The sequence below is a fragment of the Devosia sp. genome (genome assembly GCF_036563435.1).
GTDB lineage: Bacteria > Pseudomonadota > Alphaproteobacteria > Rhizobiales > Devosiaceae > Devosia.
Genome location: NZ_DATCMJ010000018.1, coordinates 230,635 through 255,562 on the forward strand (window position 1 = coordinate 230,635; position 24,928 = coordinate 255,562).

22 protein-coding genes are annotated in these 24,928 nt (G+C 60.1%); 20 read left to right on the plus strand and 2 right to left on the minus strand.

Annotated features, from left to right (window positions below; all coding sequences use genetic code 11):
* Positions 1 to 3 precede the first annotated feature (3 nt).
* From VIL88_RS13615 to VIL88_RS13700, 18 genes are all read left to right on the plus strand, one after another.
* A complete protein-coding gene (locus tag VIL88_RS13615; RefSeq protein ID WP_331989727.1) occupies positions 4 to 1,311 on the plus strand; it encodes a nucleotide sugar dehydrogenase in 1,308 nt (435 codons plus the stop codon).
* 6 nt (positions 1,312 to 1,317) lie between these two features.
* Positions 1,318 to 2,385 (plus strand): Gfo/Idh/MocA family oxidoreductase, encoded by a 1,068-nt coding sequence (locus tag VIL88_RS13620; RefSeq protein WP_331989729.1) that lies wholly within the window; start codon positions 1,318 to 1,320, stop codon positions 2,383 to 2,385.
* Positions 2,382 to 2,936 (plus strand): acyltransferase, encoded by a 555-nt coding sequence (locus VIL88_RS13625; RefSeq protein ID WP_331989731.1) that lies wholly within the window; start codon positions 2,382 to 2,384, stop codon positions 2,934 to 2,936. Before VIL88_RS13620 ends, VIL88_RS13625 begins: the two co-directional genes overlap by 4 nt.
* A gap of 8 nt (positions 2,937 to 2,944) precedes the next feature.
* Positions 2,945 to 4,039: a DegT/DnrJ/EryC1/StrS family aminotransferase gene (locus VIL88_RS13630; RefSeq protein WP_331989733.1), complete on the plus strand. Its 1,095-nt coding sequence runs from the start codon at positions 2,945 to 2,947 to the stop codon at positions 4,037 to 4,039.
* A 105-nt stretch (positions 4,040 to 4,144) separates the two neighbouring features.
* The gene (locus VIL88_RS13635; protein WP_331989735.1) at positions 4,145 to 5,341 is read left to right on the plus strand and encodes an oligosaccharide flippase family protein; all 1,197 of its coding nucleotides are present in this window, start codon (positions 4,145 to 4,147) and stop codon (positions 5,339 to 5,341) included.
* The gene (locus VIL88_RS13640) at positions 5,341 to 6,288 is read left to right on the plus strand and encodes a methionyl-tRNA formyltransferase (protein WP_331989737.1); all 948 of its coding nucleotides are present in this window, start codon (positions 5,341 to 5,343) and stop codon (positions 6,286 to 6,288) included. Before VIL88_RS13635 ends, VIL88_RS13640 begins: the two co-directional genes overlap by 1 nt.
* A gap of 69 nt (positions 6,289 to 6,357) precedes the next feature.
* The gene (locus VIL88_RS13645) at positions 6,358 to 7,314 is read left to right on the plus strand and encodes a GNAT family N-acetyltransferase (protein WP_331989739.1); all 957 of its coding nucleotides are present in this window, start codon (positions 6,358 to 6,360) and stop codon (positions 7,312 to 7,314) included.
* 229 nt (positions 7,315 to 7,543) lie between these two features.
* A complete protein-coding gene (locus tag VIL88_RS13650; protein ID WP_331989741.1) occupies positions 7,544 to 8,932 on the plus strand; it encodes a polysaccharide deacetylase family protein in 1,389 nt (462 codons plus the stop codon).
* A 2-nt stretch (positions 8,933 to 8,934) separates the two neighbouring features.
* Entirely contained in the window at positions 8,935 to 10,275 is a 1,341-nt protein-coding gene (locus VIL88_RS13655) for a hypothetical protein (RefSeq protein WP_331989743.1), read from the plus strand.
* Positions 10,276 to 10,317: 42 nt separating this feature from the next.
* The gene (gene wecB, locus VIL88_RS13660; RefSeq protein WP_331989745.1) at positions 10,318 to 11,394 is read left to right on the plus strand and encodes a non-hydrolyzing UDP-N-acetylglucosamine 2-epimerase; all 1,077 of its coding nucleotides are present in this window, start codon (positions 10,318 to 10,320) and stop codon (positions 11,392 to 11,394) included.
* The gene (locus VIL88_RS13665) at positions 11,391 to 12,728 is read left to right on the plus strand and encodes a glycosyltransferase (RefSeq protein ID WP_331989747.1); all 1,338 of its coding nucleotides are present in this window, start codon (positions 11,391 to 11,393) and stop codon (positions 12,726 to 12,728) included. Before wecB (VIL88_RS13660) ends, VIL88_RS13665 begins: the two co-directional genes overlap by 4 nt.
* A 55-nt stretch (positions 12,729 to 12,783) precedes the next feature.
* Complete coding sequence (locus VIL88_RS13670; RefSeq protein ID WP_331989749.1) at positions 12,784 to 13,935, plus strand: N-acetyl sugar amidotransferase; 1,152 nt, start codon at positions 12,784 to 12,786, stop codon at positions 13,933 to 13,935.
* Positions 13,932 to 14,546, plus strand: coding sequence for an imidazole glycerol phosphate synthase subunit HisH (hisH, locus tag VIL88_RS13675; RefSeq protein ID WP_331989751.1), 615 nt, complete (start codon positions 13,932 to 13,934; stop codon positions 14,544 to 14,546). Before VIL88_RS13670 ends, hisH begins: the two co-directional genes overlap by 4 nt.
* A gap of 3 nt (positions 14,547 to 14,549) precedes the next feature.
* The gene (locus VIL88_RS13680) at positions 14,550 to 15,329 is read left to right on the plus strand and encodes an AglZ/HisF2 family acetamidino modification protein (RefSeq protein ID WP_331989753.1); all 780 of its coding nucleotides are present in this window, start codon (positions 14,550 to 14,552) and stop codon (positions 15,327 to 15,329) included.
* A 73-nt stretch (positions 15,330 to 15,402) separates the two neighbouring features.
* Positions 15,403 to 16,437, plus strand: a complete 1,035-nt coding sequence (locus VIL88_RS13685) for a polysaccharide biosynthesis protein (RefSeq protein ID WP_331990700.1) — start codon at positions 15,403 to 15,405, stop codon at positions 16,435 to 16,437.
* Positions 16,437 to 17,546 carry a UDP-2-acetamido-2,6-beta-L-arabino-hexul-4-ose reductase gene (gene wbjC / locus VIL88_RS13690; protein ID WP_331989755.1) on the plus strand — a complete coding sequence of 370 codons (1,110 nt, stop codon included), beginning with the start codon at positions 16,437 to 16,439 and terminating at the stop codon, positions 17,544 to 17,546. The genes VIL88_RS13685 and wbjC overlap by 1 nt, the downstream gene beginning before the upstream one ends.
* The gene (wecB, locus tag VIL88_RS13695) at positions 17,543 to 18,676 is read left to right on the plus strand and encodes a non-hydrolyzing UDP-N-acetylglucosamine 2-epimerase (RefSeq protein ID WP_331989757.1); all 1,134 of its coding nucleotides are present in this window, start codon (positions 17,543 to 17,545) and stop codon (positions 18,674 to 18,676) included. The genes wbjC and wecB (VIL88_RS13695) overlap by 4 nt, the downstream gene beginning before the upstream one ends.
* Position 18,677: 1 nt before the next feature.
* The gene (locus tag VIL88_RS13700) at positions 18,678 to 19,928 is read left to right on the plus strand and encodes a glycosyltransferase family 4 protein (RefSeq protein WP_331989759.1); all 1,251 of its coding nucleotides are present in this window, start codon (positions 18,678 to 18,680) and stop codon (positions 19,926 to 19,928) included.
* A gap of 65 nt (positions 19,929 to 19,993) precedes the next feature.
* Here the strand turns inward: VIL88_RS13700 and rfbH are convergent, their stop codons facing one another.
* The gene (rfbH, locus tag VIL88_RS13705) at positions 19,994 to 20,902 is read right to left on the minus strand and encodes a lipopolysaccharide biosynthesis protein RfbH (RefSeq protein ID WP_331989761.1); all 909 of its coding nucleotides are present in this window, start codon (positions 20,900 to 20,902) and stop codon (positions 19,994 to 19,996) included.
* On the opposite strand from rfbH, the gene VIL88_RS13710 reads away from it, so the two are divergent.
* Positions 20,889 to 21,101 carry a hypothetical protein gene (locus VIL88_RS13710; protein ID WP_331989766.1) on the plus strand — a complete coding sequence of 71 codons (213 nt, stop codon included), beginning with the start codon at positions 20,889 to 20,891 and terminating at the stop codon, positions 21,099 to 21,101. The two genes, rfbH and VIL88_RS13710, sit on opposite strands and share 14 nt — an antisense overlap.
* Before the next feature lie 299 nt (positions 21,102 to 21,400).
* Here the strand turns inward: VIL88_RS13710 and VIL88_RS13715 are convergent, their stop codons facing one another.
* Positions 21,401 to 22,246: a hypothetical protein gene (locus tag VIL88_RS13715; protein ID WP_331989768.1), complete on the minus strand. Its 846-nt coding sequence runs from the start codon at positions 22,244 to 22,246 to the stop codon at positions 21,401 to 21,403.
* A gap of 462 nt (positions 22,247 to 22,708) precedes the next feature.
* On the opposite strand from VIL88_RS13715, the gene VIL88_RS13720 reads away from it, so the two are divergent.
* Entirely contained in the window at positions 22,709 to 24,898 is a 2,190-nt protein-coding gene (locus tag VIL88_RS13720; RefSeq protein WP_331989770.1) for a MobA/MobL family protein, read from the plus strand.
* Positions 24,899 to 24,928: the final 30 nt, after the last annotated feature.

Consider the following 24,928-nt stretch of genomic DNA (forward strand, 5'->3'; position numbering starts at 1 on the left):
AAGATGCTAAGCGATCTGCTCCAGAAGATTGAAAACCGAGATGCCGTAATCGGCATTGTAGGGCTCGGCTACGTTGGTCTGCCGCTGGCTCTGCGATTTGCAGAGGTCGGATACAAGATCATCGGCCTCGACATCGACCCCGGCAAGGTCGAGCAACTCATGGCCGGCCGCAGTTACATCGAGCACATCTCCGGCGAGCGTATCGACGGGCTGCTCAAGAGCGGCTTCGAGGCGACCACCGATTACTCGCGTGCCACCGAGGCCGACGCCCTGATCCTCTGCGTGCCGACGCCATTGGACAAGCACCGAGAACCCGATCTCAGCTTCGTGCTCGACACCGCCGATGCCCTCGTGCCGCACCTGCGTAAGGGGCAAATCCTGTCACTGGAAAGCACCACCTATCCCGGTACGACCGATGAAGCCCTGATGCCGCGCATCCAGACGCGTGGCTTCAAGGTTGGCGAGGACTTCTTCCTCGTCTACTCCCCGGAACGGGAAGACCCGGGCAACATCAAGTTTAATACCCAGACCATTCCCAAGGTTTGTGGCGGCGTGACTCCCAATTGCCTCAAGGCCGGCATCGCGCTTTATTCCACCGTCATAGATCGCGTCGTGCCGGTCAGTTCCACCCGCGCGGCGGAATTGACCAAGCTCCTCGAAAACATCCATCGCGCGGTCAATATCGGTCTCGTGAACGAGATGAAGATCGTCGCCGACAAGATGAACATCGACATCTACGAGGTCATTCGGGCGGCGGCGACCAAGCCCTTCGGCTTCGTTCCCTATTATCCCGGTCCGGGCCTCGGGGGTCACTGCATTCCCATCGACCCGTTCTACCTGACGTGGAAGGCGCGCGAATATGGCGTCAACACGCGCTTCATCGAATTGGCCGGCGAGGTCAATTCCGCCATGCCGGATTTCGTCATCGGCAAGGTGGTAGGCGCGCTCAATGACCGACGCAAGTCGCTCAACGGCAGCAAGATCCTGGTACTGGGCCTCGCCTACAAGAAGAACGTCGACGATATGCGGGAATCCCCGTCGGTCGTGCTGATGGAGCGCATGGAAAATCTCGGTGCGACGATCGCCTACAGCGATCCTCATATTCCGGTATTCCCGAAGCTGCGCGACCACCGTCATTTCGACCTGGAAAGCGTCGAGCTGACGCCGGAAAATGTCGCCGGTTTCGACTGCGTGCTTATTGCGACCGACCATGATCGCTTTGACTACGATGTCGTCAAGCAGCACGCCCAGCTCATCGTCGACAGCCGCGGCCGCTACCTCGAACCCGCCGATCACATCGTGAGGTCCTGACGGTCCATGCACACCTTTGCCCCTCCGGTGACCGATCGCCCCATCCGCTTTGCCCTTGCCGGTTGCGGCCGCATCGCCCAGAACCACATTGCCGCGATCGCCAAGCACCATAACCGGGCGCAGCTTGTCGATGTCTGCGACATCGTTCCGAGCGCGGTCGAGGCGGCTGCCGAACAGGCCCGAGCGACGCCCCATGCGAGCCTCACCGCCATGCTCGAAAAGACCGATGCCGACATCGTGGTCTTGACGACGCCGAGCGGGCTGCATCCCGAACAGGCGATCGAGATCGCCCGCTCAGGCCGCCATGTCATGACTGAAAAGCCGATGGCAACGCGCTGGGCCGATGCGCAGCGCATGGTCAAGGCGTGCGATGCGGCAGGGGTGCGTCTTTTCGTCGTCAAGCAGAACCGGCGCAATGCCACATTGCAGTTGCTCAAGCGTGCCATCACGCAGGGGCGCTTTGGCCGCATCTACATGGTCAATATCAACGTGTTCTGGACCCGGCCGCAGGAATATTACGACGCCGCCGACTGGCGCGGCACGTGGGAGTTCGATGGCGGCGCATTCATGAACCAGGCCAGCCACTACGTGGACCTGCTCGACTGGCTCATCGGCCCGATCGAAAGCCTGCAGGCCTATACGGCGACGCTCGCGCGCAACATCGAGGCCGAGGATAGCGGTGTGGTGAATGTACGCTGGCGCTCTGGCGCCATGGGCTCGATGAACGTCACCATGCTCACCTACCCCAAGAACCTTGAGGGCAGCATCACCATTCTGGGCGAAAAGGGCACCGTCCGAATCGGCGGCCTCGCGGTCAACCAGATCCAGCACTGGGAATTTGCCGATCCTCACCCGGACGATGCCGAACTGGAAAGCGCGAGCTACGAAACCAGCTCCGTCTACGGCTTTGGCCATCCGCTCTACTACGACAACGTCATCAACGTTTTGCGGGGAGAAGCCCAGCCGGAGACCGACGGCCGGGAAGGCCTGAAGTCGCTCGAGGTTCTTACCGCCATCTACCGTGCGGCCCGTGACGGCAAGCGGGTGCATCTGCCGCTGGATCCGCTGACATGAACATTCATCCCACGGCTATTGTCGATGAGGGCGCCCACCTAGGCGAAGGCACGCGTGTCTGGCATTGGGTCCATATCTGCGGTGGGGCCCAGATCGGAGAGGGCTGCTCCCTCGGCCAGAACTGCTTCGTGGGCAACGACGTGGTGATCGGCAACAACGTAAAAATCCAGAACAACGTGTCGGTGTATGACGCTGTCCGCATCGAGGACGACGTCTTTTGCGGGCCGAGCATGGTTTTCACCAACGTCTACAATCCGCGTTCGAGCATCAACCGCAAATCGGAATACCGCCCGACTTTGGTGAAACGGGGCGCCACCTTGGGCGCAAACTGTACCATCGTCTGTGGCGTCACCATCGGCGAATATGCCTTTGTCGGGGCTGGTGCGGTGATCACCACGGACGTGCCGCCACATGCCCTTATGGTGGGGGTTCCTGCCCGGCGCATAGGCTGGATGGACGAAACCGGAGAGCGCCTCGAGGGCACTGGGCTTGTAACCAGTGCCGGCGGCGTCGCCTACAACGTTACGGAAACTGAGTGTCGACGGGCATGAGCAAGGCCATGGAATTCATCGATCTGAAGGCTCAATATAATGCACTCGGAAGCGCTGTCGACGATCGCATCAAGGCAGTGCTGACGCACGGACAGTTCATAATGGGTCCCGAGGTTCGAGAACTCGAGGACCGCCTGACCAGCTTTTGCGGCGCTGACTGCATTACCGTTTCTTCCGGCACCGAAGCGCTCCTGATAGCGCTGATGGCACTAGGTGTCGGCCCGGGCGACGAGGTCATCACATCGCCTTTTACGTTCGCCGCGACCGCCGAAGTCATCGCGCTCGTGGGTGCCACGCCGGTTTTCATCGATGTTGAGCCGGACACCGCCAACATGGATGCGCGCCTGCTGGAAGGCGCCATTACCGACAGGACCCGGGTCATCATGCCCGTGTCGCTATATGGCCAACCCGCCGACATTTCGGAGATCAATGCCATCGCCGATGCCCATGGCCTGACGGTGATCGAGGATGCCGCCCAGAGCTTCGGCGCTACATACCAGGGGAGGCGGAGTGGGGCCCTGTCTTCCATTGGCTGCACAAGCTTCTTTCCAAGCAAGCCCCTCGGTTGCTATGGCGATGGCGGAGCAATTTTCTGCACCAATCCGGATTTGGCCAAGGTCATGCGCGAGATTCGCGTGCACGGGCAGGAGCGGCGCTACTATCACACGCGTGTCGGTCTCGGCGGCCGGATGGACACCATCCAGTGCGCTGTGGTTCTCGCCAAGCTGGACCGTTTTGAGTGGGAAATCGATCAGCGCATATCGATCGGCGACAGATATCTAAGCCTGCTTGCCGGCCTCAACTCGATAGGAATGCCTGTGGTGCGGCCGGATCGCACCAGCGTCTGGGCCCAGTTCACTATTCAGGTTGAAGACCGGGACCGGATTGCCGCAGCGCTGAAGCAGAAGGGCGTCCCGACGGCAATCCACTATCCCATTCCGCTGCATCGGCAACCCGCCTATAGCGACCTGTGCCGTGTGGTTGGAACACTTCCCAACTCCGAAGCCCTGTCCGAGCGGGTTTTGAGCTTGCCGATGCATCCTTATCTTGATGCGTCCTCGCAGGAACGCGTCGTCGAGACCTTGGGCAACGCCCTGCGATAGCGGCCGAAGGCTTGGATGAGGTAAGGATGATACGGGCGCATGCGGCATCTTGCTAGATTGCGGGCAAGGCCGCTGGGCGACTTCGCTCGCCATGCTATCACTCTGATGACCGGAACGCTGGTGGCCCAGGCCATTCCGGTAGCGGTGAGCCCTTTGCTGACGCGCCTCTACTCACCCGACGAATTCGGTATATTCGCTGTTTATTCTGCCATTGTGGCAGTCCTGGCCGTTGCGAGTACTGGGCGTTATGAGCTGGCCCTCAATCTGCCGCGCAGCGACTTGGTCGCGGTGCATCTGGTAGTGCTGGCGTCGCTCTGGATAGCGTGCGCTGCTCTGTTTGCCGCTGTGGTGACCTGGTCCGCTCTCCCCTGGACGAACCTGGGCTGGATCTATGCCCTGCTGCCCGTGTCCATACTGCTCGCGGGCGCTGTTCAGGTCCTCAATTATTGGCTCAACCGCCAGAAACGCTTCCGCAGTATCGCCCTCAGCAGGGCGCTGCAGGGGGCTGCATTTGCACTCGTGGGTCTGGGCTTTGGCGCCATATCCCTTCCCGAAGGGCTTATACTGGCCTTCATGGCAGGGCAACTGGCCAGCCTTGCTGTCCTGTCGGTGAGCAGCCTCTCCGAGTTGTCGAGGCATGCCTCGAAGCTCCGCCGCGGCATGTTGGGCCGGACTGCATTGCGTTACCGCGATTTTCCGCGGGTCTTGATCGTCGCCCATAGCCTCAACATGATATCTTCACGGCTGCCCATTCTGGTAATGCCAGCGTCTTTCGGCGCTGCTGCAGCCGGCTTCTATTCGTTGACCCAACAGGTGATCGGCCTCCCCATGCAACTGGTGGGCGGCGCAATTGGCGACGTATTTCGTCAGCAGGCCAGCACCGAATTGCGAGACAAGGGCTCCTGCCGGGCCATCTATCTGCGAACCCTGCGAACCCTTGTGCTTCTCTATGCCATGCCGTTTATCGTGCTGTTGACGCTGTCGCCGGCGCTGTTCGCATTTGTTTTCGGGGAAGACTGGGAAAGGGCCGGGCTTATGGCGCAGATCCTCGCGCCGATGTTCTATATCCAGTTTGTGTCCAGCCCGCTCAGTTCGATGTTCCTGATTGCTGAAAAGCAGCGTGAAGACCTATTCTGGCAGTCCGCGCTCGTCGTCTTGACCGGGGGGGCACTAGCGCTCGGCTGGTTGTACGGCTCCATCGAGGTCTGCACGATGCTGTTCAGTGCGTCCTATAGCATCATGTATCTGATAAACCTGGCGATGACCTACCGCTTCGCCCTCGGCACTAGAAGTCAAACCTAATGCGCGTCGTCGTCATAACCCAAGGCGTTTCGCGGGTCGTTGCGCCGCTGATGAGCTCCGGCCACGAAGTCATCGGCATTGCCGAATCAGCACCAAGAGGCGCCTCGACTGCGCGCCAGGGGCTGCGGGCTGTTGCCCGGCGGCTTGTGGGCCGTGCAGTACGTCGCCTGCGCACGCTGGAACAATATGCCGCTGACCACCGCCTCCCATACTTCTGGCTGACCCGCGACAGCATGGCGGCGTTTTCCCAATGGCTGCGGCAATTGCGACCCGATGTGCTGGTCGTGTTTTCGATGTCCCAGCTGTTGCCGCCCGAAATATTCAATCTGCCCCCGAAAGGGACGATCAACCTCCATCCGTCCTACCTGCCAGAATATCGGGGCCCCTTGCCCGACTTCTGGCAATACAGGGCCTTCGTTCCCCATGCCGGGGTGACCGTGCACTACATCGATGCAGGGGAAGACACGGGCGACATAATCTACCAGGAAAGGGTGCCCGTCGCCTTTGGCACTCGCTCCCCGGAATGGCTGGATCTAGTCGTCGGGAGAACAGGATCGCAGCTTCTCGTCAAGGCACTGGACGACATCGAAAGTCGCGCCGCGCCGCGCTTGGCGCAGCCAGGCCTTTCGCCGACGATTAGGGCCCGCCAGGTCAAGGCGGCAGAACATGGCGATATGATCGATTGGGCAAACTGGCCGATCGACCACATATGGCACGTCCTGCGCGGAACGGAGGGATGGCTCAATGCCTTGCCCCGGCCCTCGGGCCTTTATACCGGGCAGCGCTGGACGATTGGCGAGGTGGAACGAGGGGCGGGATCGGACCTGCCCGCTACTGTCGGGAAAGATGATCGCGGGCACTATGTCGCCTGCAGGGACGGCAGGATCCGCCTTTCCCTGCGCTTCTCCCCCGTGGCGGCCTTGCGTCATTTCCTGTGGCGCCGTTGATGGCACGGGGCACAATAGCTGGCGTCGAACCATGGGCGGCACCCGCGCAACAGCTTGGACACTTCGATCATGACGAACCGCGACCGCTACCGAACACTTTGCGAAACGCGTACCGATATCGGCCTGTTTCAGCAGGCCTGGTGGCTAGATGCGACCTGCGGCCCTCAAGGCTGGGACGTCGCCCTCAGCCTTAGCGACGACAGGATCGTTGGCGCCCTGCCCTATGCCGATACCAGGCGGCATGGATTTCGCGTGCTGACACAACCTGCCTTGACCCAATCGATCGGCCCATGGCTTGCGGCCATCGGCGCCAAGACCGCCGAGCGGCTCAGCCGCGAGAAGGACATCATGGGCGAGCTGATCGCCCAACTGCCCAAGTATCATTATTTCTCCCAGGCCTGGCAGCCAGAAAGAACCAACTGGCTGCCTTTTTACTGGCGTGGCTTCCAGCAGACGACCCGATATACCTATGTCATCGCCGGCCTAGAGGACGAGGGCGCCGTCTGGGCCGGGCTGCAAAGCAAGATACGCGGCGATATCCGCAAGGCCGAAGGCCGCTTCGGGATAAGGCTGCGCGCTGCTCCGACACTCGAAGCATTCCTCGCGGTCAACAGCAAGACCTTCGAGCGACAGGGGAAGACTGCGCCCTACTCGTCAGACTATTTTGCCCGTATCGACGCGGCCTGCGCAGCGCGCGAACAACGGCGGATCTTCCTGGCCGAGGATGCCGAGGGACGGGTGCATGCCGGCGCCTATATCGTCTGGGATGCCCATCGGGCCTATTACATCGCCGGCGGCGGCGATCCGGAACTGAGGAACAGCGGCGCCACCAGCTTCTGTATCTGGCAGGCTATCCGTTTTGCCGGCACGGTCTCCCGGGTTTTCGATTTCGAAGGCTCCATGATGGAGCCGGTCGAGCGCTTCTTCCGCGGCTTCGGCGCGGAGCAGGTGCCCTATTCGTATCTCACCCATACGCCATCGCGCCTCCTGCGCTTGCGGAGCGCCTTGCAGATGCTCCGCGCGTGAGCGCCTCCCCACAAGGGGACTTGCGAGACCTTGTGCCGGGCTGGCGCCCCCGGTAATCAGGTTTGCAAATCGCCTGCAGGATGCTGGCGATGTATCGAATGCTGCCGCTCCCCTTGAGAAGATGGCAGAACGCATCGTCAGTGGTCCGGGGTGGGCAAGACCAGTTCGCCCCGAGCGACATCGCTCCGTCAGGAACGGAGCGGTCGCAGGAAGCAGCAGAGACAATACAATGTTGACCGTGAAAATCCCCGCGGGCCGTCCGAGCGAACGCGCCTACATATTGGATACTCTGCTCGGCGACTTTCTCGGTCTGCCATGGCGAAGCGAGACGGAGCAACGGTCCGATGTGGCGATCGGGCTCGAGGGCGCTTCCGGCACTCTGCTCATGCCCGACTGCTTTCTGAACATGCCGGACGGAAGCTGGCTATCGGCTGCTTCGATGCCGACCACGCCGCTCTCGAAGTGGGAGGCCGGTCGCCACTACCCCGAGGCGCGTCTAGTGCAAGCGAGCCTACCGGTCATCTTCGGGCGCGAAATCACCACCTCCGGTGCCGATTGCATCGCCCTGCCGATCGACATCTTCGGCAGCAGCTTCTTCATGCTCAGCCGGTACGAGGAGGTGGCAAGACCCGCGCCCGACAAGCATGACAGGTTTCCGGCCACGGCCAGCCTTGCGCATGCGGAAGGGTTTCTGCGCCGCCCGATCGTCAATGAATATGTGGAACTGCTCTGGGCCGCGATGCAGCGGCTCTGGCCCCAACTCAAGCGCAAGGTTTGGCACGGCACAAGCTTCGTCACCTGCGATGTCGACGAACCCTTTCTGGGTTCCAGCCGGTCGTTCTCCATGCTGGCCCGTCAGGCCGGTGGCGACATCCTGAAGCGACGTAATTTCGAAGCGGCAGGCCGGCGCCTCTACGGATATCTGGGCGCACGAATGGGCCACGATCGCTGGGACCCGGCAAACAGCTTTGACTGGATGATGGACGTCAACGAAAGGGCCGGCAACACCATGGCCTTCTACTTGATCGCCGACAAGACGGTCCCGGGCATCGACGGTTCAGCCGAGATCGAGGATCCCTTCGTCATCGACCTCATGTCCAGGATCCATGCACGCGGACATGAAATCGGATTACACGGCAGTTATGCCACCTACCGCAACGCCGATCAGCTGCGCCGCGAATTAGTCCTGTTGAGGCAGGCCATGGATCGGGCTGGCGTTCAACAGTCAGATATCGGCGCGCGTCAGCATTTTCTGCGCTGGAGAACACCTGAAACGGCGCGGGCTCTCGACAGTATCGGGCTAACTTATGACACGACCTTGGGCTATGCCGACGCTCCCGGATTTCGCTGCGGTACATGCTATAGTTTCAGATTGTATTGTCTGGAAAAATCAGAAGCACTAACCATCAGAGAGCGACCTCTTATTGTAATGGAATCCTCCGTAATATCCGACATCTATCTCGGGCTGGGATACGGAGGATCATCCATCGAGCTTATGCGAAATATCAAGTCTGCCACCATGCAGTTTGGCGGAGAATTTGTGCTGCTCTGGCACAATTCGCACTTTATGACTAATCGTGATAGGCAGATGTACGCCGACATAGTGGGGGAGCTTTAGTAATGACGACCGACGTTATGCGGCGACCACGATTTGCTGAGCGAGTAATTTTTACGATTACGCGACCGGACGTCATATTCCTAACGTTTGCAGCTTTCATACTGTTGTTTTATGGCATTGCGCCTGCTGCATTGTCTTTCTACATGACCGGTGGCGGCTACTACGCCAAGGTCGCACTTTTGGCGCCCATCGCGGTTGCTGGATTGTTTATCGGCTATCAGATCTCGTTACTCGACGGTCAGATAACAGGTGGAAGGAAGGTCTACGTAAACTCGACCGTTTTCCATTGGGCGGTCTGGATTTCCTTCGTCCTCTACGCGGTGGTTGTATTCGCCACGGCCTCCAGTATCCCCTTCATATCGGCACTGCTTGGCGCCAACACTGAGCAGCTGAGCGTGCAACGAGGTAATTTCCTGAAACTGAGGCAGGGATTTCAGGCATCTTTTCAGTATATCGACACAATATACATTGGGTTCCTTCTCCCCTACAGCCTTGCTCTTATGGTTCTTGAGCGACGGAAAGGTTGGCCTCTAGCCTTTGTATTGTTCCTTCTCTACAGCGTGAGCTCTCTTCAGAAGGCGTTATTTATCCGAGTCCTGGCGCCGCTTGGATTTCTTGCAGGACAACAGAAAGTCAAAAGGCCACTGCAGTTTGTCTCACTCATCGCGATAGGAGCAGCGCTGATCCTGGTTCTTAACGTGGCACTGGAACGTGGCCTGAATTCTGAGCCACCTCCAGCAGCGCCCACGCAAGAGGTCCCCGTCGCGCCCACTTCATCCGCAGCTCAGCAAGGAACAGAACAGCCTGACGCAGCTTCCCTGGGAATCCTCATCAACGGTTACTTCGACCCGCTTTACATCCCGTCAGGCGTTGTCGACCAGATAGTTTGGCGCACCTTCGCGGTTCCGATTTTCACCGCTGCGGATGCGATGGTTGTCTTCGACGACAATTTTGACGGACAATTGTTATGGGGCGCAACGAGCACGCCTATCGCTGCCCTGACAGGTAGAAATCGCATCAACTACGACGCCACGGTCTTTGCGCATCAATGGGGTTCGAGCGAAATCGGACGCGCCAACTCTGTGTTCTTTACGGAACTCTTCGTCAATTTTGGCTGGGTCGGCGTGATCCTTGGCTCAATCTTCATTGGCCTCACCTTCCGCTGGTTCTCGATCTCATCCGACTTCGCTTTTAAGTCGCTTATTACGATCTACGTAATTGCGCTTTTCTCTGCCGGCGTTATCGGGATTTTGTTCAGCAACGGCTTCATTTTTCTGTTCTTGGTTGGGTTGTTCGGGCATATATCGCGCTCCCCGCGCGCAGCCCCAAAAGGGGCTGAATGATCAGCCCGTCCAAGCGTCTGTCGCATAAGGCTCAATACACTCATGAAAATTGTCACCGTCGTTGGCGCGAGACCGCAATTTGTCAAGGCTGCCGTCGTCAGCCGCGCTATTGCCAACACCTCGGACCTCGAAGAGATCCTGGTCCATACGGGCCAACATTTCGACGCGAACATGTCGGATATTTTTTTTGATGAGCTGTCTCTCGCACCTCCCGCTCACAACCTGGGAATTGGAGGGGGCAGCCATGCTCAGAATACCGGTCGGGCGATGGAAAGTATCGAAGCCGTCCTTATGTCCGAGAAGCCAGATTGGGTTCTCGTCTATGGCGACACGGATTCTACGCTGGCGGGCGCTTTGGCAGCCGCGAAGTGTCACATCAAGGTCGCGCATGTGGAAGCCGGACTTCGTTCGTTCAATCGCCGGATGCCCGAAGAAATCAATCGGGTGATGACGGATCATCTGTCCACGGTACTCTTTGCGCCCTCCGATACTGCCGTTCGGAATCTTCAGCGCGAAGGAATTGCCGGTGACAAAGTTAGGATGATCGGTGATGTCATGGTAGACGCCGTTCATACATTCACAGCCGTCGCAAAGACCCGAAGCAACGTGCTTGACCGACTCGGGCTTGGGCGAAATGGCTATGTATTGGCGACCCTTCATCGACAGGAAAATACCGATGACTCCCGGCGGCTCGGTAGCATCCTCGCCGGTCTGGCTCGATCCGATCTGCCCATTGTCTTGCCCTTGCACCCGCGAACACGCAAGCGGATTGAACAACTGGGCTGGGCTCTGCCGGACAGTGTAAGAATTACCGATCCGGTAGGCTATCTGGATATGATGATGCTGGAGGCAAATGCTCGCGCCATCGCCACCGACAGCGGCGGCGTGCAAAAAGAGGCGTATCTGCATGGGGTGCCATGTATCACCCTGCGTGACGAGACCGAATGGACAGAGTTGGTAACGTCGGGCGCGAATACCCTTGTCGGTGCTGACACGGATCGCATCGCTGCCGCCTTGTCCAGCGTATTGTTCTCAAATATCGACCGCACGATATATGGTGAAGGACAATCGGCAAGGGCTATTGCGGCATTCTTCAGCCAGGAGCCGAACATAGCATGAGCAAAGATGTCGCACGAAACATCGTTCTCATCGTTCATTACTTTCCACCGATAAACAGCTCCGGCGCCAAACGCATGGAGGCCATGGCGAAGTTCTTTGCGCGGTCCGGACGTAATGTCGCCGTTCTTGCCCCCACCAAAACAGCGGCCGACGGTGAGTTCACGGAACAGCCTCCAGAAGGGGTCGAGCTGATCGAACTCGACTGGGTGGGTCGCGCGCGCGCCTCCGCGGCCGCAGAAGTGACACGTGCGCCGCCCTCAAATAGCAGCGGGGCAACCACCATGCGCCGCATCAAGGACTTCGTGATGCGGTGGTTTGGGCAATTGCCAGACCCTCGCCTGCCATTTGCATTCGGCATGTTGAGTCCCGCTCTCGACGCCCGGGCGCAGAAGGTTCTGCGCGATGCCGACGTTGTCGTGGCAACATGCCCACCGTGGGCAATCCTGCTCGCTGGCATTTTCGCTCGCATGCGCTTCAATGTGCCCGTCGTCCTCGATTACCGGGATCAATTCAGCTATTGTCACGAGATGCCCGGGAGCCGAGCGGCAAAATGGGTTGAGGCAGTGGTGGATAAGGCTCTTACGCGCCGTGCTGCTGGCGTAGTTACGATCTCCGAGCCCATGGCCGACTACTATCGCTCCTTCTATGAGGATGTAACCGTCATTCTGAATGGCTACGACCCAGAGCGCGTCGATGCGGCACGACGGATCGTTCAATGGCAGCCCCGTCCACCAGGCGGGCCACTTGTCATACGCTATCTTGGTATCATCACGCCGGGTCGCATCCCTCGCCATCTACTGGAAGCGCTGGACAGGCTGAACCAGACGGGAAAACTGCGGTCGCAACTGATGCGATTTGAATTCTACGGCGATTGCCAATTGCTTGAGCAAACAATCGCTGACCAGCATCCCGGCATCGCAGGGATGTTTCACTTCCTGCCAAAGGTGCCATACGATAGATCGCTGGAACTGTCCGCAACGGCGGACCATCTCCTGTTCTGCGAGAATGCCATTCCTCCCAAACCCGGGCAGCAGTCTAGCGCCAGTGGTATCCTCACCACCAAGCTTTTCGAGTACCTGGCGTCTGGTCGTCCGGTTGTCGCCGACATCAGCCCAAGCACATTGGCTGGCGATATGATCGTCCGAGCAGGCGACCACCACTTCGTCGCCAACACCACCCTGGCATTCGAAGAATTTCTTTCATCTGATCGTTTCTGGACACCGGTGGAAACGAAAGATGTGTCATTTGTCCGGACGTTGTCTCGAGCGAGCCAAGCGGATCAATATCTTGCGAAACTCGACGAAATTAGTGCGAAAAGCGCGGAGGCTGGCTAGGAATGTGGGGCACTGATTCCACCCACAAGCTAGATCTCAAGACCTGGATGCCACAATGAATGCCTTGCTGAATCAGCGCCCATATCAGATCTGCTCGAACTGCATCATGGACACGTCCGATTCCAAGATCGTCTTCGACGATCGCGGCTGGTGCGAATATTGCAATAACTATCACCAGAACATCGTGCCGCACTGGCATCCCAACGAAGAGGGCATGCGTGAACTCGAGCCGATGCTCGAGCAGATCCGGCGCGACGGCAAGGGCAAGGACCACGACTGCATCATCGGCATCAGCGGCGGGGTGGATTCGTCCTATGTCGTCTACCTCGCCAAGGTAAAGTTCGGCCTGCGCCCGCTTCTCTTCCACGTCGATGCGGGCTGGAACTCGCAGCAGGCGGTCAACAATATCGAAAAGCTGGTCGACGGGCTGGGGCTGGATCTCCATACCGAGGTCATCAACTGGCAGGAGATGAAGGATCTGCAACTCGCCTTCTTTAAGGCGCAGGTACCGCATCTCGATACGCCGCAAGATCACGCCTTCTTTGCCGGCCTTTACAACTACGCGGCCAAGAACGGGGTGAAATATATCCTCACCGGCGCCAACTATTCCACCGAATGCGTGCGCGAGCCGCTCGAATGGCACTATCATGCTTCGGACCTGCGCCAGCTCAAGGACATTCACAGGCGTTTCGGTACGCGTCCGCTCAAGACCTTCCCGCTGGCGGACATCTTCACCTTCAAGCTCTACTATCGCTTCGTGAAGAACGTGCGCGTGGTCAAGCCGCTCAACCACATCCCCTTCTTCAAGGAAGCCGCGATGCAGGAACTGTCCGACAAATTCGGATGGCAGCGCTACGCGCACAAGCATTACGAGTCGCGCTTCACCCGCTTCTACGAAGGCTACTGGCTGCCGACCAAATTCGGCTATGACAAGCGCCGCGCCCATTTCTCAAGCCTCATTCTCACCGGCCAGATGACCCGGCAAGAGGCTCTCGAAAAAATCGGCGTGCCGGCCTATAATCCTGAAGACGTGGACCAGGATTTCGAATACATCGCCACCAAGCTTGGTCTCAGCGTCGAGGAACTGCGCGCGCTCCACGATGGTCCGAACAAGACCTACAAGGACTACCAGAACGCCATGACCTTTATCGACCTCGGCACCAGAGTGCTGCGGGCGCTGGGCATTCAGAAGGCTGTGATGCGATGATCACGATCGTCGACTACGGGCTGGGGAACATCAAGGCGTTCTCTAACATGTACAAGCGGCTCAACATCGAGACCCGCCTGGCCCGTTCTTCCGACGAATTGCTCGGCGCCACGAAGCTGATCCTGCCCGGCGTGGGTCACTTCGACCATGCCATGGACCTGCTCGATGCTTCGGGCATGCGCAGCACGCTCGATGACCTCGTCCTGAACAAGCGCGTCCCCGTGGTCGGTATCTGCGTCGGCATGCAGATCCTTGCTAATGGCAGCGACGAAGGCACGCGCCGGGGCCTGGGCTGGATTCCGGGCCATGTGCAGTCGCTGCGCAAGCTGCCGATCGGTAATGACATGCCCCTGCCCCATATGGGCTGGAACGACGTCTCCGCCACCCACTCCTTCGACCTTTTCGCGGGGTTGGAGACCGACGCGCGCTTTTACTTCCTTCACTCGTTTTATTTTGCCGCCGCCAACCAGAACGACGTCGCCGCAACGGCCCATTATGGCCAGGACTTCCCGTGCATCGTGCACTCGGGCAATGTCAGCGGCGTGCAGTTCCACCCCGAGAAGAGCCATCACTGGGGCGCACGGCTCCTCAAGAACTTCGCCGAGCTCTGAACCGTGCTGCGACCGAGAATAATTCCCTGCCTGCTGGTCAGCGACGGCGGCCTGGTGAAAACCCAGCGCTTCAAGGAACCCAAATATGTTGGCGATCCGATCAATGCGGTGAAGATCTTCAACGAGAAGGAGGCCGACGAGCTCGTCGTCCTCGATATCGACGCCAGCGCCCAGCGCCGCGAGCCCGACTTCACCATGATCGGCCATCTGGCCGTCGAATGCCGCATGCCGCTCTGCTATGGCGGCGGGATCACGACACGCGAACAGGCCAAGCGCATTATCGGCCTGGGTGTCGAAAAGGTCGCCATCAGCGCCGCGGCCATAGACGACCCCGGCCTCGTCTCCCAGATTGCCGACGAAGTGGGCAGCCAGAGCGTGGTCGTGGTGCTCGACGTCAGAAAGCCCATGTTCGGCAAGGACTTCGACGTCTATACCCACAATGGCAGCAGGAAGGCGCGCGGCGGGCTGGCCTCACTCGTCGCCGAGTTCGAAAGCCGCGGGGCAGGCGAACTTGTCATCAATTCCATCGACCGCGACGGCATGATGAAGGGCTATGATCTCGATCTGGCCGAACGCATCCGCTCCACCACCAGACTGCCGGTAACGATCCTCGGCGGAGCCGGCTCGCTCGACGATATCGGCGCGCTCATAGGCCGTTGTGGCATCATCGGCGCCTCTGCCGGAAGCCTCTTCGTGTTCAAGGGCAACTATCGGGCGGTCTTGATCAATTATCCGAACCCGGCGCAAAAGGACGAGATCGTCCTCAATAATCTGGCGCGCTGACGCGCGCTGCCGAGAAATGCATCAGCTTCGAGCGTGGCCTGCCACGGCTCAACGAGAAATGGAACAGACAGGCATGTTCGACGGCAAGACCCTCTTGATCACCGGAGGCACCGGCTCCTTCGGGAATACGGTCCTCAAGCGGTTTCTGGACACCGGCATTAGCGAGATCCGCGTGTTCAGCCGCGACGAAAAAAAGCAGGACGACCAGCGCAAGAAGTTCCAGAGCGACAAGCTCAAGTTCTATATCGGCGACGTCCGTGATCCGGGCGGCGTCCTCTCGGCCACCCGTGGCGTGGACTTCATTTTTCATGCGGCGGCGCTGAAACAGGTTCCCTCCTGCGAATTCCACCCCATGGAAGCGGTCAAGACCAATGTGCTGGGCACCGAGAACGTGCTTGAGGCAGCCATCCACAATGGCGTGAGCCGTGTCGTCTGCCTTTCGACCGACAAGGCGGTCTATCCGATCAACGCCATGGGGATTTCGAAGGCCCTGATGGAAAAGGTCATGGTCGCCAAGTCCCGCGAACTGGGCAAATCCCGGACCGTCATCTGCGGCACCCGCTATGGCAACGTCATGGCTTCCCGCGGCTCAGTCATTCCGCTTTTTGCCCAGCAGATCGCTGCCGGCAAGCCGATCACCATCACCGACCCGGACATGACGCGCTTCATGATGACGCTGTCCGATGCCGTTGACCTCGTGCTCTATGCCTTCACCCACGGCAACAATGGCGACATTTTCGTGCAGAAGGCGCCTGCCGCCACGATCGGCGTTCTTGCGGAGGCGATGCGCAAGCGTCTCGGCGTTGCCCAGCACCCGATCGACGTCATCGGTACGCGCCACGGCGAAAAGCTCTATGAAACGCTGCTCAGCCGGGAAGAAATGGCCAATGCGGTCGACATGGGCGACTATTACCGCATTCCGCCCGATCTGCGCGACCTCAACTATGCCAAATATGTCGAACAGGGCGAAACGACGATCACCCGTGCCGAGGACTATAATTCGCACAATACCACGCGTCTTGACGTCGACGGGATGGGAGAATTGCTGATGAAGCTGGACTTCTTCCGCGATCTCCTGGCCGGACGCACGCCGACTCTGGAGGACTGATGCCCACCATCGCTGTTACCGGAGCCAATGGCTTCATCGGCAGGAATCTCGTCGTGCGCCTGGGCGAGGCCAACCACCAGATCATCGAGATCGGGCGTGATCTAGACATCGCGGCGATGGTGGAAAAGCTCAGTGGCGCGGAATTCGTCGTGCATCTTGCCGGTGTCAACCGGCCCGAGACCGAGGCCGAGTTCGAAACCGGCAATGTCGGGATGAGCGAGAAACTCGCCCAGGCCCTGCATCAACTCGAAAAGCCGCTGCCGCTGGTCTTCTCGTCGTCCATCCACGCCAACCTCGACAATCCCTACGGTCGGTCGAAGCGCGACGCAGAGGCCGTGTTGGTCGAATACGGCAAGGTCGCGGGCGCGCCTGTTCATATCTGGCGGCTTCCCAATGTCTTCGGCAAATGGTGTCGGCCGAACTACAATTCGGTCGTGGCGACCTTCTGCAACAACATCGCCAAGGGCCTGCCGATCAAGGTCAACGACCCGGGCGCTGCTCTCCGTCTCGTCTATATCGACGACGTGGTCGACGCGCTTCTCGCCCTCATCGCCAATGGCGGCGCTCAACCGGTTTCGGTCGAGCCGGTTTATCAGACGACGCTGGGCGAGCTTGTCACCGAAATCGAGGCGCTTCGCGACAGTCGGGAGACGCTCGTGACCGGCGCCGTGGGCACCGGCTTCAGGCGAGCCCTCCACGCCACCTATCTCAGCTATATCGAACCCGAGAATTTTGCCTATTCGCTGGTGGCGCACACCGATCCGCGCGGCACCTTCGCCGAAATGCTGCGCACCCCCGATGCTGGACAGTTCTCCTTCTTTACCGCCCATCCCGGCATCACCCGCGGCGGGCATTATCACCACAGCAAGACCGAGAAGTTCCTGGTCGTCCAGGGCAAGGCGCGCTTCGGCTTCCGCCATGTCCTCACCGATGAAACCTTTACCCTCGACACCGACGCCAGCCTGCCCCAGGTGGTGGAGACGGTCCCCGGCTGGTCCCACGACATAACCAATATCGGGGACGACACCATGGTCGTCATGCTCTGGGCCAATGAAGTGTTCGATCGCAACAAGCCCGATACCATAGCCGCCAGGGTCCTGCCGCAATGAAGCGCCTGAAAGTTGCCACGGTCGTCGGTACGCGGCCCGAAATCATCCGGCTGTCACGGGTCCTCGCCAAGCTCGACGAAAATTGCGAGCATCTGCTGATCCATACGGGCCAGAACTACGACTACGAACTAAACGAGATTTTCTTCAGCGATCTCGGCGTTCGGCGTCCCGACATTTTCCTCGATGCGGCAGGAGAAACGGCGGCTCAGACCATCGGCAATATCATCGGCAAGGTCGATGCCGTTCTGGCCGAGCACCAGCCCGAGGCGCTGCTTGTGCTGGGCGATACCAATTCCTGCCTCGCCGTTCTTCCCGCCAAGCGCCGCAAGGTGCCGATCTTCCACATGGAAGCCGGCAATCGCTGCTTTGATATGCGGGTCCCAGAGGAAATCAATCGTCGCATCGTCGACCATACCGCCGATGTCAATCTGACCTATTCCGATATCGCCCGTGAATACCTGCTGCGCGAGGGGCTGCCTCCCGACCGGACGATCAAGACCGGCTCTCCCATGTTCGAGGTCCTGACCCACTATCGCAGCCAGATCGACGCTTCGGACGCGCGCCAGCGCCTCGGGCTGAACGAAGGCAGATACACCGTCGTCAGTGCACACCGGGAAGAGAACGTGGATTCGGAGGTGAACTTTAACAAGCTCGTTGCCTTGCTCAACGGCGTGGCGGAGCAGTTCGACGAGCCGGTTATCGTTTCCACCCATCCGCGCACCAAGAAGCGCATCGATGCTGCCGGGGCGACGTTCCACCGCAACGTGCAGTTGCTGAAGCCACTCGGCTTCCATGATTATGTCCAGCTCCAGATGGGGGCGCGCGTGGTGATGTCGGATAGCGGCACCATCACGGAAGAATCCTCGATCCTCAACTTTCCGGCGCTCAACCTGCGCGAGGCGCACGAGCGGCCCGAGGGCATGGAAGAGGCATCCGTCATGATGACCGGGCTCGATCTCGAGCGCGTGCTGCAGGCGATGGCCATTCTGCAAGGCCAGGGTCGCGGGGCCGAGCGTTCGCTTCGACAGGTCAGCGACTATTCCATGCCAAATGTCTCGGACAAAGTCGTCAGGATCATCCACTCCTATCGCGACTACGTCATGCGCACGGTCTGGAAACAGACCATCTAGCATGCGGATTCTTGTCGTCAGCCAATACTTCTGGCCGGAAAACTTCCGGATCAACGACCTTGTGGCCGAACTGGTCCGGCGCGGCCACGAGGTGACGGTGCTGACCGGCAAGCCGAACTATCCCGGCGGGGAGATCTTTTCCGAGTTTCAGGCAACCCCCCGGGCCTATGACAGCTTCGAGGGTGCGGAGGTGGTGCGCGTCGGGCTCCTACCACGCAGTCGAGGCGGGTTACGCCTTATGCTGAACTATCTGTCGTTCATGATGTCGGCCAGCATCCTTGGACCGTGGAAACTGCGCGGCCGCAAGGTCGACGTCATCTTCGTGTTCGAGCCTTCGCCAATCACTATTGGCATACCGGCCATCGTGCTGAAATGGATCAAGCGCGCGCCCATTGCCTTCTGGGTGCTCGATCTCTGGCCACAATCTCTCGAAGCCGTGGGCGCTGTCCGCTCCAAGGCGGTTCTTGGTCTCGTGGACCGTCTGGTGCGCTTCATCTACTGGCAGTGCGATGCCGTTCTTGCGCAGTCGAAAAGCTTCATGGCCGCGATTGCCCGGCAGATCGACGACCCCAGACGCATTATATACTTTCCCAGCTGGGCAGAGCCCGCGCCTGCGCTCGATACGGTATCTCCTGCCCCTGAAGTCCCTGAGCGTCCGGATCTCTTCAACATCGTTTTCACCGGCAATGTCGGTGAGGCGCAGGATTTTGGCGCCGTCCTCCTGGCGGCCGAGGCGCTGCGCGGTGAACCGGTGCGCTGGATCATCGTGGGAGATGGACGTAAATCAGCATGGCTCGCCGACGAAGTCGAGCGCCGCAACCTGGGCGCCCAGGTGCTGTTGCCGGGACGCTTCGGCCTTGAGAGGATGCCGTCCTTTTTCCGCCATGCCGATGCCTTGCTCGTCTCCCTCCGCAACGAGCCGATATTCGCGCTGACCATCCCTGGAAAGGTACAGTCCTATCTGGGAGCCGGTATCCCTATTCTTGCCATGCTCAATGGCGAGGGAGCGGAAATTGTGGTCGCATCCGGCGCCGGCCTGGCCGTGGCTGCTGGCGATGGTGCCGGTCTTGCCCAGTCCGTGCGCCAGATGCGCGCGCTTGACTCCCGAGATCTGGCAAAAATGGGGGAACGGGGACTCGCCTGCATCGCCGACCAGTTCGATCGCAGCACGCTCATCGCGCAGCTTGAACAGGTACTGTCAACGCTGGCCGATGCCAATCGAGGCACGACCGGCGCGGAGAAGGTCGGGTGATCAGGACCGGTGAGAATTCGTCGTTTTCAACGCGGCCTGCGAGTGCGCACCCTTGATTCCGGATACTAGAGCCGGCACGGCATCGGTGGAGGAAACGGAGCGGGGCAGGCCAGAGGCCCCCCTGGACACGGCGCCTGTGGGCAACTCTCGCCCAGCTGCCACTCGAAGCGCTTGTTGCAGGTGTTGTCCTTGCCCGGGTCGCAATAGCAGTCGCGGCCCCAGTCGCGGATTGACTCGACAATGCGCTTGAAGATGGTCGATTTGCAAAGCACCGCCCCGCCCTCGCCCATGGTGATGTGGTGCGCCGGATAAAAGGAGAGCGTGCTGACTTCCCCGAACGTGCCCACCTTCTGTCCGCGATAGGTCGCGCCCAGCGCATCGCAGCAGTCTTCCATCAAGAAGAGATCATGCTTCTTGGCAAACTCATGGATGATGCCAAGATTGAATGGATTGCCCAGCGCGTGGGCGATGACGATGGCGCGCGTTCGTGGCGACAGCGCCTCTTCGAGCTTGGTCACGTCGATGTTGTAGGTGCCGAGTTCGACATCGAGAAACACCGGCACAAGGCCGTTCTGAATGATCGGATTGACGGTCGTTGGAAAGCCGGTGGCGCAGGTGATGACCTCGTCCCCCGGCTTCAGAGCTCGCTCGCCCAGCACATGCGAAGTAAGGGCCGTCACGGCGAGGAGATTGGCCGAGGAGCCCGAATTCGTGGTGAGCGTCCGCCGCGTACCGGTCGCCTTGGCCAGCAGTCCCTCGAACTGGGCGTTGAAGCGCCCCGTCGTCAGCCAGAAATCAATGCTCCCATCGATGAGATTGCGCATTTCCGGCGCGCCGAGCACCTTGCCGGCCGGCGGTACGGCGCTGCTTCCAGGCGAGAAATCCTTGGGCCCATATGCCAATTCCGCATAACGCTTGGACAGCGCTAGGATATGGTCTCGCAAGTGTGCAAGTTCGCTGGTGTTCGAAGTCATCTCAATCCGTATTGCAGCGGTAGAATTGCCTGCTCTATGGCACCGCGTGTCCAGTGCGGCACTATGGCTCGACGGCTTCGGCGGAGTGCCGTTCAATGTCAATCTGGCTCGTTTATACTACCGCATCCATAAAATGAACCTGTCGAACACCTTACCGGACAGTGGCCGCTTCTCGTCCTACTGGCCCAATCCATTTTGACCAAACAGCCGGCATTGCTGAGGAGGCAAAGACACGCCCGTATGAGTACAACTACATCTGAGAGTACGGACGAAAGCACCGGTGATAGCGTTTAATCAACGCCGATCGGAATAGTTCGGCACCACGGGCCGATCGGACTAGTTCGGCACCACGGCCGACGCTGGGTTCAGTGCTATTGCACACCGGCACCGCGCTGAAAGAATGTCTGATAACTGCCTTTATCGATCATGTGCTCGTCTTGCCGAACTTTCCGGAGCAGTCTGCGCGGCGGCGGCCATGCCGCCGCCGCGGTGATCGGCCTAGGCCTCCGCCGCATCACTGCCCCGGGCACTGGCATGGCGGGCCGTGCCCATCTGCTTGAACGCGGTCAGCGCCTTTCCCGTCACCGGCGGGCCAACCGAGGCCTCGCTTGCGGCAGTTTCGGACTGGGACCTAGGTTCAGAACCGGCACCGTCGGGAGCAATATTGTTGCCATCCGCGGGTTCGCCCTGCTGATCGGTGATGGGAAGTAACGCCTGTCTGGCGGCCTCAATCCTGCCGTTATACTCGGCCTCCAGGGCGACCAGCGTGGGCTGTTTCTCCCCCCGGCGAACGAAGTAAGTAGGGGTGTGGTCGCTGTCATATCGCAACAGGGTAAGGTCATGTTCCGTCGCCAGGCGAACAGCCTCGGGGACACGGGCTTCGCCAGCCCAGAGATGACCGGCACGGATGAAGCCAGCATCGCGCAGGGCCTCGGCGAGTTTCTTCGCGCCCGGCTCGACACCCAGCATGGTCAGGGCCACGCCGTGCGCGTACTTGGACGCATAAAGGTCAAAGCCGAGCCGGTTCAGTTCGGCTTTGAAGCCCTCCTCTTCCGCCCGCTTGGCGATATGGGCGCTGAGCCCGAGCAACTGGATGGGCGACAAGCTCGCGAGCTGGGCAGCGCCATCGAGCACCTGCCCAATCGCGGAGTGGACCTCGCCCACGACCTTGCGGACCTGACCCTCGGCCGCATGGTGGGCAGCCCGCTTCTTTTCGGCCTTTTCCTCCGCCTTGATGAGGTCGGCGGCCATGATGCGCGACTCCGGCGGCGCGGCCGTGGCGTTGCCGCCATCGGGCGTGATCTTGAGGTTCTTCTTGATGAAGGCGTTGACATTCTTGCGCACGGCTCGATACTCCCGTTGGGATGGTGGTGGAGATACCGAGCCCGATGGGTTCGCGCCCGGTCATCAGGATAAATCCGAATTCCTGGTAAACCACAATCGAGCCACTCTCATCCTGAACCCCGCCTGGTATTGGTGGTCGCGGTCCTTGTTCGCGCTCGCCTGCACAGCACTTCAGAGGCCGATAGCCCCCGCCTTGCCGGGGCTGCGGGCGAACAAGTGTGGTGACGGGATCATCTCTCTATAGCGTCTCCAAAGAGACGCACGTGTGTTGCGAAACTGCCACACGAAACAGAATTCATTCAACGGGGCCGCTTCCGTTGGCATGGCTGGGGGCGAGAGCACCGAGAGCCTGTGGCCTGTCCTAGCACTCACCTGCTCGTTCCTTCAAGCGGAACCTCCGACGGTGATCTGGTTCAATGCTGACCCGGGACGCACAATGGCGAGACCCAGGGAGGGCGCAGCATGGCCATCGCATTCAGTCGAATGGAACCGGTTCGCAAGACCAGCGAACGCACCATGGACGACAAGCTCGACTATATCGGCCGGCGCGGCCGCTACGCACAGCATGGTGGCCTGGTGGCGGGGCCCATAACGATTCGCCCCGCGGAAGCGCCGCCCCAGTACCGGGATGAGCGCACGTTGTGGAGCCATGCTGAAAAGGCAGAGCGCAGAGGGGGCGTGATCGCCCTCGAGGTGGTGATGGCCCTGCCTTCTTTCGCTACGATGCCCTCAGACAGCGCAAAGCACTTCTGCCGGAGCGTCGCCGATGACCTGAGCCAGGAGCACGGCATCGTCGTCACCTATGCGATCCACTCCGATGCGCTTGAGCCGGAGCACGAGGAAGATGACCAAGCGCTCGTTCTGCCGGAAGCAATCGTGCCGAAAGAAAACAATCATGTTCACTTCCTGCTCGGCAGCCGGACCCTGTCTTCCATGGGATTTGGCGCCTGCCGCTACCGCGGTCTGCTCGCTGACACCGGCGGAAGCACCATGCGCGAGAAGAGTGTCGGGCGTCTCTGCCACGTTGTTGATGCGGCGGACTTTCGTGGCATGATGCAGGTGAGGTTGGAGCGGCATCTTGCAAGATGTGGGCACTCGATCCGTCTTCGCCTGCCCGCCATCCACCCCGGTTACCATGTCGGCCCTGTGGCTGCCGTCGGCGCACTGGTCAATGACGTCGAGGCGATCGCCCGACGGCCTGATGCGGCGGCCATCTTCCGCAAGATCGATCGGCTGCGGGTCAATTCCATTCTGCACGAGCGCAACGTCCGGTCTGTCACGGCCATCGAGCCCCTGATAGGTCATCTGAGTGAGCGCATGTTCACCCGCGGCGATGTCGAAGCGATCGTACAGCGCTTCTGCACGGACCCGTGGCAGGCAGCACGCATCGTGGACACGGTGGTGGCGCGCTCGCTGACGATCTGCGGCCGGAGCGACGGTGCCCCGTCTGGATTTCATGTCATGCCGCGTTACCGAGACCTTGAGAGCAGCATTTCCCAACTTGGCAGTGATCTGGCGGGTGACAGTCACTGGGGTGAGCTTCCCGGCGATCTCAACGGCGCTGAACTTGCGGAAGCGGTGGGAAAGGCCCCGCGGCTAATCCTGCTTGACGTCACGAGCCACGACCGGGCGGATCTTCTTGCCGGTCTGGCTCGGGATCTCAGCGCAAACGGCACAAATGTCGTAATGGCCACACACCTTCACAAACGCAGAGAAAACCCGGAAGGCATCCCGCTGCGGGCGCTGCACTGGAATGGCGATTTGGTGGTGCCTCAGAATGCCACCGTTCTGGTGGACGAAGCTGACCGTCTGAGCCTTTCTCAGCTGCAAAAGCTGCTCCAAGGGGCCATTGCTTGCGGTGCACAGCTGCTACTCTGTCGCCGCTCATACCGAACGGATCATCTGGCGAACCCCACCATTTCTGCTGTCTGTGGCGAACGAAAGATTGCGCTGGGGTCCGGTCCCCGTATGGACCATGACCTGCCGTTTCAGCTGCGGGAGAACCAGACCGTAGCCTTCGCCGAAGACTTCGCCGGACTCGCCAACTTGACGCTCAGCATCGACAAATCGGCCCGTCAGCGAGGGCGAAAACCGTTCTTCCTGTGTTCGGATCCCATAGTCGCCCAGCGGGTGACCGACCTCGCTCGAACTCAGAAGCGAAGCATCAACATCGGCAGTGTGGTTCCAGTAGAGCATAACGACCCCGTGGTCGTGCTGCTCTCGGGTCCGGTGCGGGGGGAACATCTCGCCGCCATTTCCAGCTTGCGTCCCCACTTTTTGCTGACGCGCAGTGCTGCCCCTAACCTGCAAGTGTTGCTGGAGCAGCTCCGGCTCTCTCTCGGACAAGTCACCACGCTCCTCGAGCACGCCCGGCCGACTTCAATGGTCAGGACCGAAACCATGCCGGACCATATGTACATCGACCTGGAGGACGAGCCTCAACCCTCGCATGACCGCGACGACGAGCGAATCCCGTCGTGGCCAAGCCACGCGTCCCTTGCGGAAGGGCTGCTGAGCGAAGTTGGCATCGAACCGGATGATATTGAGCAGTCCTTCGATAGGCTCGATCCGGATGACGACGCCGTCGGCAGGGACGAGGCATCCTCCGATTTCAAGTTCGACGATGACGTAACACCCGATGATACCAGCTGACGGCGCGCCATCATGCCGGCAGCCCCGACT

Excerpts from the sequence above, each read along its gene's own strand:
- VIL88_RS13615 (WP_331989727.1), top strand. The coding sequence starts at position 4 with ATGCTAAGCGATCTGCTCCAGAAGATTGAAAACCGAGATGCCGTAATC.
- VIL88_RS13620 (WP_331989729.1), top strand. The coding sequence starts at position 1,318 with ATGCACACCTTTGCCCCTCCGGTGACCGATCGCCCCATCCGCTTTGCC.
- VIL88_RS13625 (WP_331989731.1), top strand. The coding sequence starts at position 2,382 with ATGAACATTCATCCCACGGCTATTGTCGATGAGGGCGCCCACCTAGGC.
- VIL88_RS13630 (WP_331989733.1), top strand. The coding sequence starts at position 2,945 with ATGGAATTCATCGATCTGAAGGCTCAATATAATGCACTCGGAAGCGCT.
- VIL88_RS13635 (WP_331989735.1), top strand. The coding sequence starts at position 4,145 with ATGACCGGAACGCTGGTGGCCCAGGCCATTCCGGTAGCGGTGAGCCCT.
- VIL88_RS13640 (WP_331989737.1), top strand. The coding sequence starts at position 5,341 with ATGCGCGTCGTCGTCATAACCCAAGGCGTTTCGCGGGTCGTTGCGCCG.
- VIL88_RS13645 (WP_331989739.1), top strand. The coding sequence starts at position 6,358 with ATGACGAACCGCGACCGCTACCGAACACTTTGCGAAACGCGTACCGAT.
- VIL88_RS13650 (WP_331989741.1), top strand. The coding sequence starts at position 7,544 with ATGTTGACCGTGAAAATCCCCGCGGGCCGTCCGAGCGAACGCGCCTAC.
- VIL88_RS13655 (WP_331989743.1), top strand. The coding sequence starts at position 8,935 with ATGACGACCGACGTTATGCGGCGACCACGATTTGCTGAGCGAGTAATT.
- wecB (WP_331989745.1), top strand. The coding sequence starts at position 10,318 with ATGAAAATTGTCACCGTCGTTGGCGCGAGACCGCAATTTGTCAAGGCT.
- VIL88_RS13665 (WP_331989747.1), top strand. The coding sequence starts at position 11,391 with ATGAGCAAAGATGTCGCACGAAACATCGTTCTCATCGTTCATTACTTT.
- VIL88_RS13670 (WP_331989749.1), top strand. The coding sequence starts at position 12,784 with ATGAATGCCTTGCTGAATCAGCGCCCATATCAGATCTGCTCGAACTGC.
- hisH (WP_331989751.1), top strand. The coding sequence starts at position 13,932 with ATGATCACGATCGTCGACTACGGGCTGGGGAACATCAAGGCGTTCTCT.
- VIL88_RS13685 (WP_331990700.1), top strand. The coding sequence starts at position 15,403 with ATGTTCGACGGCAAGACCCTCTTGATCACCGGAGGCACCGGCTCCTTC.
- wbjC (WP_331989755.1), top strand. The coding sequence starts at position 16,437 with ATGCCCACCATCGCTGTTACCGGAGCCAATGGCTTCATCGGCAGGAAT.
- wecB (WP_331989757.1), top strand. The coding sequence starts at position 17,543 with ATGAAGCGCCTGAAAGTTGCCACGGTCGTCGGTACGCGGCCCGAAATC.
- VIL88_RS13700 (WP_331989759.1), top strand. The coding sequence starts at position 18,678 with ATGCGGATTCTTGTCGTCAGCCAATACTTCTGGCCGGAAAACTTCCGG.
- rfbH (WP_331989761.1), bottom strand. The coding sequence starts at position 20,902 with ATGACTTCGAACACCAGCGAACTTGCACACTTGCGAGACCATATCCTA.
- VIL88_RS13720 (WP_331989770.1), top strand. The coding sequence starts at position 22,709 with ATGGCCATCGCATTCAGTCGAATGGAACCGGTTCGCAAGACCAGCGAA.